16 protein-coding genes are annotated in these 15,514 nt (G+C 61.3%); 1 reads left to right on the top strand and 15 read right to left on the bottom strand.

The features are described from left to right. Nucleotides 1-60: 60 nt before the first annotated feature. Complete coding sequence (locus F0184_RS01890; protein WP_150493881.1) at nucleotides 61-546, bottom strand: MaoC family dehydratase; 486 nt, start codon at nucleotides 544-546, stop codon at nucleotides 61-63. Next, the gene (locus tag F0184_RS01895) at nucleotides 543-1,010 is read right to left on the bottom strand and encodes a MaoC family dehydratase (protein WP_208998302.1); all 468 of its coding nucleotides are present in this window, start codon (nucleotides 1,008-1,010) and stop codon (nucleotides 543-545) included. Before F0184_RS01895 ends, F0184_RS01890 begins: the two co-directional genes overlap by 4 nt. Nucleotides 1,011-1,260: 250 nt before the next feature. Here F0184_RS01895 and F0184_RS01900 point away from each other — a divergent pair, with 250 nt between their 5' ends. Further along, complete coding sequence (locus tag F0184_RS01900; RefSeq protein ID WP_150493884.1) at nucleotides 1,261-2,283, top strand: methyltransferase; 1,023 nt, start codon at nucleotides 1,261-1,263, stop codon at nucleotides 2,281-2,283. Between the two features lie 127 nt (nucleotides 2,284-2,410). On the opposite strand, the gene F0184_RS01905 is transcribed toward F0184_RS01900, so the two are convergent. From F0184_RS01905 to lgt, 13 genes are all read right to left on the bottom strand, one after another. After that, nucleotides 2,411-4,186 carry an SLC13 family permease gene (locus F0184_RS01905; protein ID WP_150493887.1) on the bottom strand — a complete coding sequence of 592 codons (1,776 nt, stop codon included), beginning with the start codon at nucleotides 4,184-4,186 and terminating at the stop codon, nucleotides 2,411-2,413. A gap of 156 nt (nucleotides 4,187-4,342) precedes the next feature. Then, entirely contained in the window at nucleotides 4,343-5,026 is a 684-nt protein-coding gene (locus F0184_RS01910) for a fumarylacetoacetate hydrolase family protein (RefSeq protein WP_150493889.1), read from the bottom strand. A 72-nt stretch (nucleotides 5,027-5,098) separates the two neighbouring features. Then, a complete protein-coding gene (ychF, locus tag F0184_RS01915; protein WP_150493891.1) occupies nucleotides 5,099-6,199 on the bottom strand; it encodes a redox-regulated ATPase YchF in 1,101 nt (366 codons plus the stop codon). A 121-nt stretch (nucleotides 6,200-6,320) separates the two neighbouring features. Beyond that, a complete protein-coding gene (locus F0184_RS01920; RefSeq protein ID WP_172971947.1) occupies nucleotides 6,321-7,310 on the bottom strand; it encodes a ribonuclease T2 family protein in 990 nt (329 codons plus the stop codon). Nucleotides 7,311-7,382: 72 nt separating this feature from the next. After that, on the bottom strand, nucleotides 7,383-8,129 hold the full coding sequence (pth, locus tag F0184_RS01925) for an aminoacyl-tRNA hydrolase (protein WP_150493896.1): 747 nt from the start codon (nucleotides 8,127-8,129) through the stop codon (nucleotides 7,383-7,385). Nucleotides 8,130-8,229: 100 nt separating this feature from the next. Beyond that, the gene (locus tag F0184_RS01930) at nucleotides 8,230-8,844 is read right to left on the bottom strand and encodes a 50S ribosomal protein L25/general stress protein Ctc (protein ID WP_150493898.1); all 615 of its coding nucleotides are present in this window, start codon (nucleotides 8,842-8,844) and stop codon (nucleotides 8,230-8,232) included. A 169-nt stretch (nucleotides 8,845-9,013) separates the two neighbouring features. Then, a complete protein-coding gene (locus tag F0184_RS01935) occupies nucleotides 9,014-9,706 on the bottom strand; it encodes an MOSC domain-containing protein (protein ID WP_150493900.1) in 693 nt (230 codons plus the stop codon). A 71-nt stretch (nucleotides 9,707-9,777) separates the two neighbouring features. Beyond that, nucleotides 9,778-10,710: a ribose-phosphate pyrophosphokinase gene (locus F0184_RS01940; protein ID WP_150493903.1), complete on the bottom strand. Its 933-nt coding sequence runs from the start codon at nucleotides 10,708-10,710 to the stop codon at nucleotides 9,778-9,780. A 232-nt stretch (nucleotides 10,711-10,942) separates the two neighbouring features. After that, nucleotides 10,943-11,467 (bottom strand): hypothetical protein, encoded by a 525-nt coding sequence (locus tag F0184_RS01945; protein ID WP_208998272.1) that lies wholly within the window; start codon nucleotides 11,465-11,467, stop codon nucleotides 10,943-10,945. 80 nt (nucleotides 11,468-11,547) lie between these two features. Further along, nucleotides 11,548-12,699, bottom strand: coding sequence for a M24 family metallopeptidase (locus F0184_RS01950; RefSeq protein ID WP_150493905.1), 1,152 nt, complete (start codon nucleotides 12,697-12,699; stop codon nucleotides 11,548-11,550). A gap of 2 nt (nucleotides 12,700-12,701) precedes the next feature. Next, entirely contained in the window at nucleotides 12,702-13,469 is a 768-nt protein-coding gene (gene pgeF / locus F0184_RS01955; RefSeq protein ID WP_150493908.1) for a peptidoglycan editing factor PgeF, read from the bottom strand. A gap of 31 nt (nucleotides 13,470-13,500) precedes the next feature. After that, complete coding sequence (locus tag F0184_RS01960) at nucleotides 13,501-14,604, bottom strand: class I SAM-dependent methyltransferase (protein ID WP_150493910.1); 1,104 nt, start codon at nucleotides 14,602-14,604, stop codon at nucleotides 13,501-13,503. Next, nucleotides 14,601-15,428, bottom strand: coding sequence for a prolipoprotein diacylglyceryl transferase (lgt, locus tag F0184_RS01965; RefSeq protein ID WP_244298949.1), 828 nt, complete (start codon nucleotides 15,426-15,428; stop codon nucleotides 14,601-14,603). The genes F0184_RS01960 and lgt overlap by 4 nt, the downstream gene beginning before the upstream one ends. Nucleotides 15,429-15,514: the final 86 nt, after the last annotated feature.

The following is a 15,514-nucleotide window of genomic DNA, read 5'->3' on the forward strand; positions in this document are numbered from 1 at the left end:
CGATTGCCCGCGGGTCGGTCCGCAGGGCCATCCTGCTGGATGACGAACCTCCGGCATTGCTCAGGTCCGGGCCGGCCGGCGCTCGAGAAAGACCTTGCTCTTGAAAAAGAAGACCGGAGTTCCGTTCTGGTTTACGCCGTGATTGTCGGCGAACACCAATCCCCAGCCGGGCCGGGAAGCTGAGGCTTTCTTGCCGGTCACGATGCTGTGGTAAGTCACAGTGTCCCCGGCATAGACGGGTTTCAGCCACTTGAGCTGCTCAAAGCCCGGTGAGGGGCCGTAGCGGCCATGTGCGATGCCGGCCTTCTCGGCGGCAGCTTCCTTCGCTTGATGCGTTGCTACCAGGAGCTTCATGTAAACCGACGCGGTATGCCAGCCCGAGGCGCAAAGCCGGCCGAAATGCGAGCGTGCCGCTTCGTCCTCGCTCATGTGGAAAGGCTGGGGATCGAATTTCCCGGCAAACCGGATGATGCTGTCCGCGGTGAAGGTGTAGGAGCCCAGATCGAGGCGCGCACCTTCTTCCATGTCTTCGAAAAAGCCGCTCATGCACCGCCCTTCCGCTTCAGGAACATGACCGGATTTTCATAAGTGGCGACCAGCGCCTTGTCCTGGTTCGCAAGCGACACCAACAGGGTCACGAGGCCCATCTCGTCACGGGACTGCAGGGGCCGTGTCGCGAGAATTTCAGCCGTCCCGGTCAAGGTGTCCCCCGGCATCACGGGCCGCTTCCAAGACAGGGTGTTGATGCCTGGAGAGCCCTGGCAGGAGCTGTGTCCGATCAAGCCATCATACAGCAGCTTCATGCCAAGGCAGGCCGTATGCCAGCCAGATGCGGCCAGTCCGCCCAGCATGGAGTCGGATCCGGCTTTCGGATCGAGATGAAAAGGCTGCGGGTCGAACTCGGAAGCGAATTCGATGATGGCGTCTTCCGACACTGCGATCGAACCCAGGTCGTAGCGCTGCCCCGCCTCGAAGTCTTCGAAATACAGATACTGTTTCATGGCGCTCATGTAACCGAAGGCAAACAATTTTGCGAGCTCTCCTTTCTTATCGAAGTTTTCTCAAGAAAAGGAACGAAAATACAATGTTTTAATGCACCGAAATCACAGTAGTGAATGAAATTGCAAAATTCATCTGAATTTTGCAATGCGATAAGATGTGATTATAATGGATATTGAGCACGTACGCGGACGGTTCTGATCTGTTTGCATTCTTTATGAGTTCAATGAGATATTTAACAGGAGGTTTGAGATACATTCGATGGGATATGCAGCGCCTTTGGAGACTGCCGAATCAATCTCGGAAATTGCCTTTGCTTTCATGGGGTCGAAGGCTCTTTTCGCCGGTTTGCACGTCGATCTTTTTTCCGCTCTTTCGGAGAAGCCCCTGACCGCCGAGGAGGTCGCCGCCTCGACCGGTCTTGACGTGGACCGGGCGACAACCCTTCTCACGGCCCTGACAGCGCTCGGCTTGCTGACGCGCGATGGCAGCGGCTTTTCGAATTCGCCGGCGGCCGAGAGTTTTCTGGTCAAAGGCAAGAAGTACGATTTTGGAGATTATTTGCGGTTCCAGATCGACCAGCAGATGTATCCGTTCATGACGCAATTGAATGCCGCGATGACCGGCTCACTCGATGAACTGCAGGTTGCATCCTACGCGGAGTGGTTTTCCGACCCGGAACAGGCGCGGCTTTATTCGCGCTCGCAACACGCCGGATCGCTCGGGCCGGGACGCGGGCTCGGCAAGAAAGTGGATCTATCACACGCGCGAACTCTTCTGGATGTTGGTGGGGGGACGGGGGCGTTTTCCATCTCGCTGTGCAAGATCTACGAAAACCTGTCCTCAACCATCCTCGACTTCCCCACGGTCGCCGCTGTCGGCCGCGACTTCATCGCGGAGGAGGGATTGTCGGACCGGATCCGCTATCAGCCCGGAAACGCGCTCACGGATCCTTGGCCGCAAACAGCCGACGCGGTGCTGATGTCCTATCTTTTTTCCGGCGTTCCGGGAAAAAGCCTCCCGGGGCTGGTGCGCCAGAGCTTTGCCACGTTAACGCCGGGCGGACGCTGCATGGTGCATGATTTCATGGTGGACGAAAGCCGGGAGGGGCCGAAGCTTGCCGCGCTCTGGCAGCTTCAGCACACCGCTTTCAATCCGCAGGCCAAGTCGGTCACCAGCGATTATGTTGCAGGCCTCATGGAAGCCGCTGGTTTCATCGATATCGAGGTGTCGGTCATGATCCCGGGCCTGACCATGCTGGTCCATGGCCGAAGACCGGATTGAGCCGCGCGTTTGCCCTTCGCGGCTGGTGCTATCGCATGGGCGTTTTGTTTGAAACGCCCAAAGATACGGGGCCACAAAGACGAACAGTTTCGGGCGTGAAACCGGTTCCGATTAAACGCCCGCTGACCTAAAGCGGCCAGAAGACCAGGATCCCGGGAAGGGCGACAGCCATCACCAGGAGTTCGAGCGGCAGACCCATGCGCCAATAGTCGCCGAAGCGATAGCCGCCGGGGCCCATGATGATCGTGTTGTTCTTGTGGCCGATCGGAGTCAGGAAAGCGCAGGATGCGGCCACCGCAACCCCCATCAGGAACGCATCCGGATTGACGCCCAGCGTTGTGGCGATCTGAACGCCGATCGGGGCGGCGATCAGGCAGGTCGCCACGTTGTTCAGAAAATCCGACAGAGTCATTGTCACGAACATCAGGACAGCCAGCGTCACCCATGCCGGCGCGGTGTGGGTGAGCGCGACTATTCCGTCGGCGATCAGTTGGGCATTGCCCGCGGCCTCAAAAGCCTCGCCGAGCGGGATCAGCGATGCGAGGAGAACAATCACCTTCCATTCGACCGCGTCATACACTTCCGACCCGCCGAGAAGGCCGCTGACAGCATACAAAATGGCACAGGCTGCGAGCGCCACAGGCAGGTAGACAAGCCCGCTGACAGCCGCCGCGATGGCCAGCGCAAACCCTGCGATCGCAGGCCAGGCCTTGTTGCGTTGCACGACATGTGTGTCCCGGCCCTCCAGCGGCAGGACGCCCATCCAGTGTGTCGTCGTTTCGATCCGTTCCTTGGGGCCCAGCAGAAGCAGAACGTCGCCCGGCCGGATGACCATGTGCCGCACACGCGTGTGCACGTGCCGCCCCTGCCGCGAGATCCCAAGCAGCGTGACACCTTGGCGGGCCGCAAGATTCAACCCAGTGGCCGTCCGGCCGGCGACGCGCGCGCTTTCAGGAACAATGGCTTCCTTCAAGGTGAGGCCGCCGCCAGTCAAACCGCCTTCGTGCTTTTCCGATTTGGCGAAATCGAGTTTTGCCGCTCCCATGAAGCTTTCTATGGACTTGGGATCGCCTTCCACGACCAGATAATCCCCCTCCATGATCCGTTCCCGCCGCGCGAAACCGCTGGTGCGGCGGCCGTCCCTGACCAGTCCGAGCAGGTTGATGTCTTTCTCGTCGGCCAGCGGATAAAGATCTGCGAGCATCAAGGGCTCTTCGGCGGACAATTTGCCCACCTTGAGTTCAGCCACGTAGAGGCTCTCAGCCGGATCCTCGGCCTCGATCTCGGCATGGAAACGCTTCGGCAACAGCCGCCATCCCAGAAGCGTTATGAAGGCGATGCCCGAAACCGCGACGATCAGGCCGACCGGAGCGAAGTCGAACATTTGGAAGGGAGCGCCAAGGGCATCGTCCCGGTATTGCGCGATCACGATATTCGGCGGTGTTCCGATGAGGGTGATCATCCCGCCGAGGATCGTCGCGAATGACAGCGGCATCAGGGAGAGCCCGGCGGCGCGCGCCGCCTTTCTGGCTGCTTCGAGATCGAGCGGCATCAACAGGGCGAGGGCAGCCACATTGTTGATGATGGCCGACAAACCCGCGCCAGCCACCGAGAGAATTCCAATATGTGCGGGCAGGGGGCGGTCGGCCTTGAGAAGCCGGCCGGCCAGCATTTCGATCGCCCCGGAGTTCATCAAGCCCCGTGACACGATCAGGACCAAAGCGATGATGATCACGGCGGGATGTCCGAAGCCGGAAAACACGCTGTCCGCAGGAACAAGGCCCAGGATGGTGCCCAGGATCAGGGCTGCGAAGGCTACGAGGTCGTATCGGATCCGCCCCGAGATCAGCAAAGCGAACACAATGCCGAATAGGCCGAACAACACTGCTTGATCGAAAGTCACGCAGAACCTCTCCTCTGGGCAGATCGGGCCAGAGCATCCTTTTCCGGCCAGACGGAAGCGCAGCGCCTCGATCTGACCGGGGATTGCTCTTGTGACCGCACCATAAGGATGGATTCAGACCCCGAACACCCCGGAGCATAACGGACACGGACCGTGTCAGACGACGGAAACGATCAGCGCGCCCAGACCCTCGATCTCGCCTTGGAGGCGATCGCCCCGGTGAACGGGCCCCACACCGGACGGTGTCCCGGTCAGGATCACGTCGCCCGCTGCCAATTCGAAATACGCCGACAGGTACGCGATCATCTCCGGAACCTTCCAGATCATCTGGGACAGATCGCCGTCCTGCCGCAGATCGCCGTTGACCCTCAAGCTGATCCGTCCTTGGTCCGGATGCCCGCAGGCGGCGGAGGGGACCAGCGGCGTTATCGGCGCGGAGTGCTCGAACGATTTGCCGATTTCCCACGGACGTCCGGCTTTCTTGGCTTCGCCTTGAAGATCCCGCCGGGTCATGTCCAGGGCAACGGCGTAGCCGAAAACATGGTTGAGGGCGGTTTCGACCGGTATGTCCCGCCCGCCGGACCGCAGGGCGACCGCCAATTCGATCTCATGATGGACGTCAGCGGTCTTGGGCGGGTAGGGGAACCGGCCGGAGGTGTCGAGGCTATCGGGGTTTTTCTGGAAGAAAAACGGTGCTTCCTTGTCCGGATCATGACCCATTTCCACCGCATGGGCCGCGTAGTTCCGGCCGATACAGTAAACCCGGCGCACCGGAAACAGGTCGGTTGTGTCTTTGACCGGTACGGTCACTTGGGCAGGAACAGGAACGACGTGGGCCATGGGGATCTCTTTGGATCAGGAAATGCCGGAAGGAAAAAAGGCCAGCGCTTGTGGCGCTGACTGTGGTCGCGATCACGTGTTGAACTTGAACAGCAGGACGTCACCGTCCTTGACGACATATTCCTTGCCTTCGTCCCGCGCCTTGCCGGCTTCCTTGGCTGCGGTTTCCCCGCCGAGCGTTGTGTAATCGTCATAGCCGATGGTTTGCGCCCGGATGAAGCCCCGCTCGAAATCGGTATGGATAACGCCGGCCGCGCCAGGGGCTTTTGTTCCGTTGGTGATTGTCCAGGCGCGTGTCTCCTTCGGTCCGGCCGTGAAGTAAGTGATCAGACCGAGAAGGTCATAACCGGCGCGGATCAAACGATCGAGCCCTGGCTCCTCGAGCCCAATCGTCTCCAGAAACTCTTCCTGTTCTTCTCTGTCGAGCTGGGAAATCTCTGCTTCAATGGCGGCGGAAATCACCACGCAACCCGCGCCTTCCGCCTGCGCTTTCGCTTGCACCTTTTCCGACAGGCTGTTGCCGGTCCCGGCCGAGCCTTCTTCCACGTTGCAAACGTAGAGCACGGGTTTCGACGACAGAAGATTGAGGCCGTGGAGCATCTTCTGCTCTTCGGCATCATTGACTTCCAACTGCCGCGCTGGTTTGCCATCCTGAAGAAGGGCGAGTGCGCCCTCCATGATCGGCAGAAGCGCCTTGGCCTCCTTGTCGCCGCCGGTCGCTTTCTTTTTCAGCGGGGCGATGCGGCGCTCCAGGCTTTCCATGTCGGCCACCATCAGTTCCGTTTCCACTGTGTCGGCATCGGCGATCGGGTCGACCTTGCCTTCGACATGGGTGATGTCGCCGTCTTCAAAACACCTGAGCACATGAACGATGGCGTCGACCTCGCGGATGTTGGCCAGAAACTGGTTGCCAAGGCCTTCGCCCTTGGACGCGCCACGCACCAATCCAGCGATGTCGACGAAGGTGATCCGGGTCGGGATGATTTCCTTCGAGCCGGCAATCTGGGCGATCTTTCCCAGCCGCGGGTCCGGAACCGCCACTTCACCGGTGTTGGGTTCGATGGTGCAGAACGGATAGTTGGCGGCTTGAGCCGCGGCCGTCTTGGTGAGCGCGTTAAAGAGAGTGGACTTGCCGACATTGGGCAGCCCGACGATGCCGCACTGAAATCCCATGGGGGTCGCTTTCGGTTGGGAGGCTGGAAAAGGTTTGCGGCTATGTGCCGGAAGGCCGCGCCGAGGTCAAGGCTTGCCGTGTGCCGTCGGCCCAGCCGCGGCGCAAACCGGAGGCGGAACCCTATTGCAGTCCGGCACCGTCGATCACCCCGCCCCGGCACCCCGGTGCGACCGGACTGGCCGCCAAGAGGAGCTCCGACAGGGGCGTTTGCGGGGAAATCACGCCCTTCAGATGGACACGGATCTCAAGTGCGAGTTTGCGGGTGCCGTCTTCGACGCAAACCAGCGAGACGCGGTCACCGGTTCCATCGCCAAAGGATCGGTTGAAGGCGTCCCGGATCCTGCGGATCGAGATGTATTGTCCGATCCCATTCGGCAGAATGTCACCCAGCTCGCTCTGGTTGATGGCTTCCGTCAACAGAAGCGTGTCGTCGAAGTACTCGTCCGCCCCGCCATATCCCATATAGCAGGTGCCGTGCTTGATCCATTCATGGCGGTCCAGACCGCTTGCGACCCCGGGCATGGCTTCCGCAAGGGCGCGGCGTGTCTGCCGGTCGATGTCCGGGGCCGGCAGCCGGTTCCAGTTTCCGCTCTCGTCCAGCCGGACCAGACCGGCATCGACCCCGCAATAAACTTTTTCCCGCGGTTGCGGCCACAGTCCGTGGATGGACAATTGGGCAACCGCATTGGGAAGGCGTCCTGAGTTCAAGGCCTCGCACTCCGGCACCTGCGAACGGGTTTCGCAAAAGGCAGGCTGCCAGCTCAGGGCAAGAACGTTGTCCGTGCTTTCGCGCGGTCCATCCGCCGCATCCGCCCCGTTCAACCGTCCGCAAGTGATCTTGACCCAGCGCTGGGTGGTGACCGGTGCGTCGGGCATCTCGACAAGGATGAAGTCGCCGCCGCTGCGATTCAGCCCCAAGGCCTCGTAGGACGCCCCCGGGCGCGTGGTGATGTCGCCCGGATTCGTCTTGTTGCGGATCGACTGAAAGGCGGTGCATGCCGCATGAGTGTCGAATTGACCGGCGAGCGGTTCGAAAGCTGCGGCGGGCGAGGCCGATAGGGCCGTCAAGCCGAGCGCCGCTGCAAGTGCCATGGACAGATAGGACGTCATGAGTATGGCTCCCTTGGCAGCATCGTCGGTGGTACAAAATCCCAACCGGTCGCGCATGGCAAGGCGCTTTGCTCAGTCCGCGTCCTTATTGCCCAGAAGCTTCCTCAGCATGTCGGCCATCGGACCGGACTTTGGGAGCCGGGCTGCCGGGTTTTGGCCGGCCTGCCGGATATGGCTTTGTTGCTTTGGTTTCTTCGCCGGCCCGGATCCTGCAGCCGAGCCCGCGGGTTGCGCGGTCTTTCCCTTGTCCGGGGACAATGAAAGGGTCAGCTTGTTGGCAAACTGGCTGTCCTGCCCGGCGGCGAGCAGCGCGGCGTGGTCGGCGATCGCGCGCAGAAGCGGTTCCAGCCAGTCGGCGTCCGCCTTCGCAAAATCTCCAAGCACATAGTTGGACACCAGCTTCTTGTCGCCGGGATGTCCAATGCCCAGACGCAGGCGCCGGTAGGATTCCCCGATATGCGCCGTAATGGAGCGCAAGCCGTTGTGCCCGCCATGCCCGCCGCCGGTCTTCATCCGGAACTTGGCGGGCGGCAGATCCAGTTCGTCATAGATGACGCACACATCCTGCGGTTCGATCTTGTAGAAGCGCATGGCCTCGCCAACGGCCCGGCCGGATTCGTTCATGTAGGTGGAGGGCTTCATCAGAAGCACTTTTTCCGTTCCGATCCGTCCCTCGGAAACCTGGGCCTGGAAGCGGCTGCGCCAGGGCGCGAACGAGGAATGGGCCCGATGGATTTCGTCGGCCGCCATGAAGCCGATATTGTGACGGTTGCGCGCGTATTTGTCTCCGGGATTTCCGAGACCGACGATAAGCCTCATGGGACGCGCCCCGTATTGTCAATGCCATGGACGAAGCGGCGCTTGGACGCCGAAGCAGTACGGGGGGAGGCCCCCGTACTGTCACCTGAAACGGTTCGGCTTACTCGCCTTCACCCTCGCCGTCCGCGGAGTCCGCTTCCGACTTCATGCCGGCCGGTGCCGCGATCGTAGCGATCGTGAAATCGCGATCGGTGATCGTGGGTTGAGCGCTTGCCGGCAGATTGACGTTGGAGATCTTCAGCGCATCGCCGGGCTGGGCATTTGCCAGATCGATCTCCAGAGCTTCCGGAATATCGTTCGCCGGAACGATCAGTTCCACCGTGTGGCGCACGATGTTTAGAACCGCGCCTTTCTTGATGCCCGGGCACTTGTCCTCGTTGAGGAAGTGAACCGGAACCTCGACGGTCAGCGTCGTGCCCTTGCCGACCCGAAGGAAGTCGACATGCACCATGTCATCGCGCACCGGATCGAGCTGGTAGTCTTTCGCGATCACCTGATGCTTCTTGCCGTCCACATCGATGGTGCCGACATGGGTCAGGAAGCCGCCCCGATGCAGGGTGAGGGTGGTTTCCTTGATCGGCACAGCGATCGGAAGAGGGGGTTGTTTGTCGCCGTAGATGACGGCGGGAAGAAGGCCCTCGCGACGCAATGCACGAGCGGCCCCCTTGCCCACCCGGTCGCGTACCGACGCCTTCAGCTCATAGCTGGTAGCCATGGCAAACTCCTATGGGTAAAGATAACGGACCGGCGGATTTCTGCGCCGCAACGACTTCAGTTGTCCGGGGTCGGTCCACAAGCGCCTCCTCCAGGGGTGCAGGCGCGCCGCGGGTCATACCGGAAACCACGCGGAAGAACAAGCCTGCGGCGCGATATTCCGCGCTTTTTCACGCTCCAGGCTCGCCGAGCCGGCGGCTGGAGTCCTCCCGGTAGTGGGGATCGAGCTTTTTGGCGAAGGCGGCGCGCCAGTTTTCGGCGAGTTCGGGCAGTTGGGACAGGCGGGTTGCCAGAGCCGGATCGGGCGCCGGGTCAAAGCGCGCGGCCGTCACCGTTGCCAGCGGGAGGTCGGGGCAGGGCCGGTCGATCAGTTGTAGTACGGACCCTTCGCCAACCGTGCCGTCTTCCAGAACCCGAAAATACCAGCCCGTTTTCAGCGATGTTTGAAACCGTGCCGCCAGGGTGGGCAGTCCCGTGTGCATGTTCAGCTTCCAGCAGGGCTGACGGCCCTGGGAAATCTGCACACGGGCGGTCCCGAGTTCAAAGACATCGCCAATATGGACCGCATCCTCGCTGAGGCGTGCGGCGCTTATGTTTTCGCCGAAACGTCCCGGCGCGAAGGAAAACGGGGTGTCCGGGTAGATTTTGCTCCAGTACGGATAGTGGTCCGCCGGATAAAAATGGATCGCCTTGTCCGGGCCGCCGTGAACGGTCAAGTCCGCCTGTTCATCGCCCTCCAGACCCAAACGGGACACCCGAACCGGCCCTGCCACGCGGGATTTGCCGATCGCCGAAGCCGGGCGATCCTCCCAGCGCCGGACCGGCTTCCCGGTAAAAACGCCCATTACCGTTGTCTCGACCATCGGTCCACCCCGGATCGAAAACGGCGGGAGAACCCGCCGTTTTGTTAAGGAATTATGTTGCCTGCCTTGGCCTAGTTGAACAGGCTCGACACCGACTTCTCAAGGGCGGTCCGGTTGATCGCCTCGCCGATCAATGGCGCAATCGAAACGGTGCGGATGTTGGGCGCCGCAGTGACGGCGGCCGTCGGCTCGATGGAATTCGTGATGACGAGTTCCTTGAGCATGGACGAGGTGACACGGGCGACCGCGCCGCCAGACAAGACCCCGTGGGTGATATAGGCGGTCACCGACTTCGCGCCCTTGGTCAGAAGCGCTTCGGCGGCGTTGCACAGCGTGCCGCCACTGTCGACGATATCGTCGACCAGAATGCAGTCAAAACCGCTGACTTCGCCGATGATGTTCATGACTTCAGATTCGCCAGGCTTGTCCCGGCGCTTGTCCACGATCGACAAGGGGGCCTCAATGCGCTTGGCCAGCGCACGGGCGCGGACAACGCCGCCGACATCGGGAGAGACAACCATCACGTTTCCGGTTGCATAGCGCTCCTTGATGTCCCGCGTCATGACCGGCGCGGCGAACAGATTGTCCGTGGGAATGTCGAAAAAGCCCTGGATCTGTCCGGCATGAAGATCAAGCGTCAGAACACGGTCCGCACCCGCATGGGTGATCAGGTTGGCAACGAGCTTCGCTGAGATCGGGGTCCGTCCGGACGCGCGCCGGTCCTGGCGCGCATAACCGAAATAGGGGATCACCGCAGTGATCCGGCGCGCGGATGACCTTTTGAGCGCGTCGATGATGATCAACAACTCCATCAGGTGGTCATTGGCCGGATAGCTGGTCGGCTGAACAACGAACACGTCTTCGCCGCGCACGTTTTCCTGGATTTCAACGAAGATCTCCTGATCGGCGAACCGGCGGACCTGGCATTTCGCCAGCGGAACGTCGAGATAGGCGGAAATCTCTTCTGCGAGGGCTCTGTTGGAATTGCCCGCGACGATTTTCATAAGCCGCAAGTCCTTCTGGCGCGAGGCCGTTCGGGCTGGATGCGAACGAGTGGGCCGCATTCACGTCCGACCGGGTGGATCCATCACTTCGGGTGCCACATGGCGCGGGCTTCATCAGCCCTTGGCAAGCGGCGGCGTTTTAGCAACAGGCCACCAAAAGAACAACTGGCGGCACCTGTAAAACCGCCATATTCGGTAAAAAGTTTTGCGGCCCGCTTTTTAGCCGGCCAAGTTACCCGCGATTGATCCAGGCCTGGATTTGCGAGACCGAGCGTTGCGCGATGCGGGTCAAGGTGCTTGAGTCGACAGATGACCAAGGGTCTCCCGCGCCGCCGGACGCAGTTTCGGTGCCCGAGACCCGGTTGACGCGGCGCCCGGAGGCATCGACGATGTCGAAGACATAGAACACGGTTGTCGAGGACCGGTCACTCGTGGCCGACAGGTAGCCATTGACCCGATAGGTCGCCGTCGCACCAACCCGCCGCACAAGCGTGAGGTTGGCCTGGCGCGCCTGGATTCCGATATCGCGCGCGAGTTCATCCGCAATGTTTCCCGGAATTCCGGTGAACGGTTCGAAGGCGAGCGTGACCTGGCCTGCAGGAACGACCGGGGCCGGTCCCGTGATGGGGGCCGCCTGTCCGATCCCACGGGGGGGTTCGGGAGAGCCCTGGCATCCGGCGAGCGCGACCGCGAGGATGGTGGCGGCCAAAGCCGGACCGGGACGGCAGCGTGAGGCAAAGAGTTTCGTTGAGCGCATGAGCACCCCTAAGACTGTGGCGTTTGGCGGCCGGCATCAACCTGACCGGCGCGGGGCTGTGGTTCTTGTCAGGGTAAGACTTACTTCACTGGCAGGTCGAGGGGAAGCCGCGACAGGCATTCCGGGGCGTTTTGCGTGATCAGATAGGTCTGTCCCAGGCACATCGCGGCTTCGGAGATCGAATCCATCAAGATCATATGCTGGAAGATCACCATATTCGGTTCAAGCACCGTCGGGTTGTTCTTGTAGGCCATCGGGGGATCCATCCAGCTTGGCGTGAACCGGGCGCCAAGCGAATAGCCGCAGGCATTGAGCCTGTGGGGCATCATGTCCCGCGCATCCATCGCCTTCGCATGGGCATCGAACACATCGCCCATGGTCCTGCCTGGCACCAGTTCCTCCTCAACCGCCGAAAGGGCCGCCCGGCATGCGGCGTACATTTCCTCATGGCGCTTGGTCGGGGCGCCGATGACCACGGTGCGCATCAATGCGGCATGATACCGCCGGTAGACACCGGCCCATTCCAGCGTGATCTGATCCTGCGAATCAAGGGTCCGGCGGCCGGACTTGTACCGGCACAAGAGCGCGTCCCGGCCGGATCCGATGATGAACTCGTTGCCCGGATAATCGCCTCCGCCATCGAAAACGGCGCCTTGCATGGCCGCCAGGATGCGTCCTTCATCAGCACCAGGGCGGATTTCGGATAAGGCGGCATGGAAGGCGGCATCGCCAAGCTCGGCCGCCTTGCGCACGAACACCAGTTCCTCCGCGCTTTTGACCGCCCTTAGGCCCGGGATCAGGGCGGACACATCGAACAGGTCGGCGAAACTCTTGAGTTCCCCATCGAGTTCGATGCCGATTTTTCCCGTCATACCATGGGTGTCGTATTCCACGCCGATCCTGGAGCCGAGCAGGTCCATGTCGAACAGGAGTTCCTTGAGCTGACCGACCGGACTTGCCCCGCCGCGGTCGACCCAGATCCTGATATCGCGGATGTTGGAGGTATGCTTTGCTTGGCGTTCATCGGCCGAACGGGTCAGCAACACCTTCTCGCCCTCGGCGGTGACCACGAGGCATTGGAAGAAGCAGAAGCCGAAGGTGTCGTATCCCGTGAGCCAATACATGCTTTCTTGGGCAAACAGCAGCATGGCATCGAGTTTGTCGCTCTCCATGCTTTGCTTGAGCCGTTCAAAACGGCTGTCGAACTCGGCATCGGAAAAATGCAGGGCCATAATCATTCCTCAGTCAGCACAATCACGGAAAGCAACCGGCCGTAATCGGGCTCACCCCGATGAACTGTCCGGCGGTAGGAGAAGAAGCGCTTGTCGTCCCGATAGGTGCAAAGCGCCAGATCTGTGGCCTTGCCCACGCCGGCGGCCGTCAGACGGTCGAGGATGTAGCGCGGCAGGTCGAACATATGATGATCTGCCTTTTCGGATGGCGTGAAATAGATGGCGTTTTCACGCCCGTCATCGGTCAGCCTGGCGTGAAACTCGGGGCCGACCTCATAGGATTGTTGGGAAATCGTCGGACCGAGCACGGCGGTGATTGCCTTGCGCGCGGCGCCCAGCTTCTCCATCGCGTCGAGCGTGTTTTCCAAGATGCCGGTTGTCGCGCCTTTCCAGCCCGCATGGGCCGCGCCGACCACGCGGTTTTCCGCGTCCGCAAACAGGACCGGCCCGCAGTCGGCGGTGGCAACGCCAATGGCAAGTCCGGGTGTCGCTGTGACAAGGGCGTCGGCCCGCCGGTCTTCATTTTCTGCAAAAGGCCGGGATACCGCGATCACATCGGGCGAATGGATCTGATGAGGTGTCACCAGCCGGTCGGGTGCAACCTGCAGGTTTTCGGCGATGCGGCGCCGGTTTTCCAACACCTTCGTGCGATCATCATCTGATCCGAGCCCGCCATTGAGGCTGTCATACACACCGTTCGAAACGCCACCTTCTCGTGTGAAGAAGGCGTGGTTCACACCCGGATGGGCAAGGATATTCGAAACGATCATGGGATCCTGTTCGTGATGGCCGCGCCGCAGATCATTGTGGCGGCGTCCAGATCTTGTCAAATGGCGGCAGGGGCGTCGTATCTTGTGAGATCGCAAGGACCTTGAACAGATCGCCCATCTGGTCCGGAGCCGCCAGCCGCTCCACGGCGTCGCGGATCGCGGTCTGCAGGGCGGGCGATTTGCCCGCTCCGAGCGCGCCGGCGCGTTCCAGCAGACCGAGCCCCAAAAGAAATTGCGATTGGGTTATCGGCGCAAACGGCATGGCTCCGGCAATCCGCGCGGAGCGGGCAAGCGCCTCGAAATTGACATGGGCTGTCAGGTCGGCCTCGCCGGGATGGGCCAGAACAGGATCGAAGGCGTGTTTGTAGAGGGCCTGCAAGGTGTCGCCGGAAGTACCTTGTGTGTAGCCGTAATCGATGAAAAGAGCCACGCCACCTTGATTGGCAATCCGCTCGGAAAGGGCCGCGCAGATCGCATTGGATGCCGGCTGCGTTTCCAGAATGCTGCCATCGGATGCGGCGCGCGCATGGCGCGGGATCTCAGCTTCCGGCAGGAACGCCGCACCGATCCCGAAGGTCAGTTCGCCTTGGTGATCAAGTCCGACCAGCCGCTCCCGCCAACCGGACGGGGTTTTGATGAACTGGTGTATCGGCAGCGCATCGAAGAACTCGTTCGCCACGATGAGAAGCGGACCGTCCGGGAGTGTGGAAATGCTATCGTGAAACCGCGGTTCGAGCGGTGCCTGTGACAGGCTGGACGCCTGAATGGCGCGCAGCCGGGGACTGGTTTCAACCAGGTGCAGTGTTGCAGCTGCCAGGAAGGCGGGCTGCAATCTGGCTGTGCGCAGAAGATCCGCCATCAGCGTTCCGCGGCCCGGGCCCAGTTCGATCAGATGAAACCGCGCCGGTGCGCCCATTTTCTCGAAGGCCGAAAGACAGAACGCACCGATGAGTTCGCCAAACATCTGCGATATCTCCGGAGCGGTGATGAAGTCGCCAGACGGTCCGAAGGGCTCGCGGTTCCGATAGTATCCGTGCTCGGGATGGCTCAGGCAGGCCGCCATGTAGTCGGCCACCGGAACCGGGCCTGTCGCCGCGATGCGCGCTTTCAGCGTCTGGGCCAGTGGTGTCGTCATGGCTGAAGGCGGGGCTTTCGCGCTGACCAATACATCACCGCCAATCCGGCAAGGATCATCGGAACGGACAGCAACATGCCCATGGTGAAAAAGCCGGACAGGTAGCCAATATGGGCATCGGGGACCCGGTAGAATTCCGCGATCGACCGGCCGAGCCCGTAACCGAAGGCAAAGGCGCCGGCCAGGAAGCCGGGCTTTTGCAGAAGTGGAAAGCGCGTGCTGAGCACCCGGAGCACGAGGAACAGAATGACGCCTTCAAGCGCCGCTTCGTAAAGCTGGCTTGGATGACGTGGTTCCGGTCCTGCTCCGGGGAACACGAAGGCCCAGGGAACATCCGCCGGCCGGCCCCACAGCTCGGCATTGATGAAGTTCGCGATCCGGCCGAAGAATATTCCGATCGGGGCCGCGCAACCCGCCAGGTCGAACAGGGTCCAGATCGACAGGCCCCGGCTCCTGGCGAAAAGGATCATGGCCGCAACTGTGCCGATGAAGCCGCCATGAAAAGACATGCCCCCCGACCAAACGGCCAGAGCCTCCAGCGGATTGGCGAGATAATAGGCGGGGTTGTAGAACAGAACGTAGCCCAGGCGTCCGCCGATGATGATCCCCAGCGTTCCCCACATGACGAAATCGTCGATATCGGCGGCCGTTGGGCGGGGCGTCGTGCCCCAAAGCCGGTCATTTTCGACGAGGCGGCGCATGTAACGCCAAGCCAGCAGAATGCCAACGATATAGGCCAGCGCATACCAGCGCAGGGCAAAGGGGCCGACTTCGATCAAGACCGGATCGATGGCGGGAAAAGGCAGGACCACCAGGGGCGTCACGTTACATCCTTTGAACTGACATCGAAAAACAGGCAAGCAGCGGCGCGGGCAGACGGTTGCCCGTTTGCGCTTGCGCCGTCAAGGGC

This window comes from Roseibium aquae, from assembly GCF_008711285.1.
GTDB classification, from domain to species: domain Bacteria; phylum Pseudomonadota; class Alphaproteobacteria; order Rhizobiales; family Stappiaceae; genus Roseibium; species Roseibium aquae.

Bases quoted from the DNA above. Each gene is read 5' to 3' on its own strand.
- F0184_RS01890 (WP_150493881.1), bottom strand. From the start codon at position 546: ATGAGCGGCTTTTTCGAAGACATGGAAGAAGGTGCGCGCCTCGATCTG.
- F0184_RS01895 (WP_208998302.1), bottom strand. From the start codon at position 1,010: ATGAGCGCCATGAAACAGTATCTGTATTTCGAAGACTTCGAGGCGGGG.
- F0184_RS01900 (WP_150493884.1), top strand. From the start codon at position 1,261: ATGGGATATGCAGCGCCTTTGGAGACTGCCGAATCAATCTCGGAAATT.
- F0184_RS01910 (WP_150493889.1), bottom strand. From the start codon at position 5,026: ATGGCCCACGTCGTTCCTGTTCCTGCCCAAGTGACCGTACCGGTCAAA.
- ychF (WP_150493891.1), bottom strand. From the start codon at position 6,199: ATGGGATTTCAGTGCGGCATCGTCGGGCTGCCCAATGTCGGCAAGTCC.
- F0184_RS01920 (WP_172971947.1), bottom strand. From the start codon at position 7,310: ATGACGTCCTATCTGTCCATGGCACTTGCAGCGGCGCTCGGCTTGACG.
- pth (WP_150493896.1), bottom strand. From the start codon at position 8,129: ATGAGGCTTATCGTCGGTCTCGGAAATCCCGGAGACAAATACGCGCGC.
- F0184_RS01930 (WP_150493898.1), bottom strand. From the start codon at position 8,844: ATGGCTACCAGCTATGAGCTGAAGGCGTCGGTACGCGACCGGGTGGGC.
- F0184_RS01935 (WP_150493900.1), bottom strand. From the start codon at position 9,706: ATGGTCGAGACAACGGTAATGGGCGTTTTTACCGGGAAGCCGGTCCGG.
- F0184_RS01940 (WP_150493903.1), bottom strand. From the start codon at position 10,710: ATGAAAATCGTCGCGGGCAATTCCAACAGAGCCCTCGCAGAAGAGATT.
- F0184_RS01945 (WP_208998272.1), bottom strand. From the start codon at position 11,467: ATGCGCTCAACGAAACTCTTTGCCTCACGCTGCCGTCCCGGTCCGGCT.
- F0184_RS01950 (WP_150493905.1), bottom strand. From the start codon at position 12,699: ATGGCCCTGCATTTTTCCGATGCCGAGTTCGACAGCCGTTTTGAACGG.
- pgeF (WP_150493908.1), bottom strand. From the start codon at position 13,469: ATGATCGTTTCGAATATCCTTGCCCATCCGGGTGTGAACCACGCCTTC.
- F0184_RS01960 (WP_150493910.1), bottom strand. From the start codon at position 14,604: ATGACGACACCACTGGCCCAGACGCTGAAAGCGCGCATCGCGGCGACA.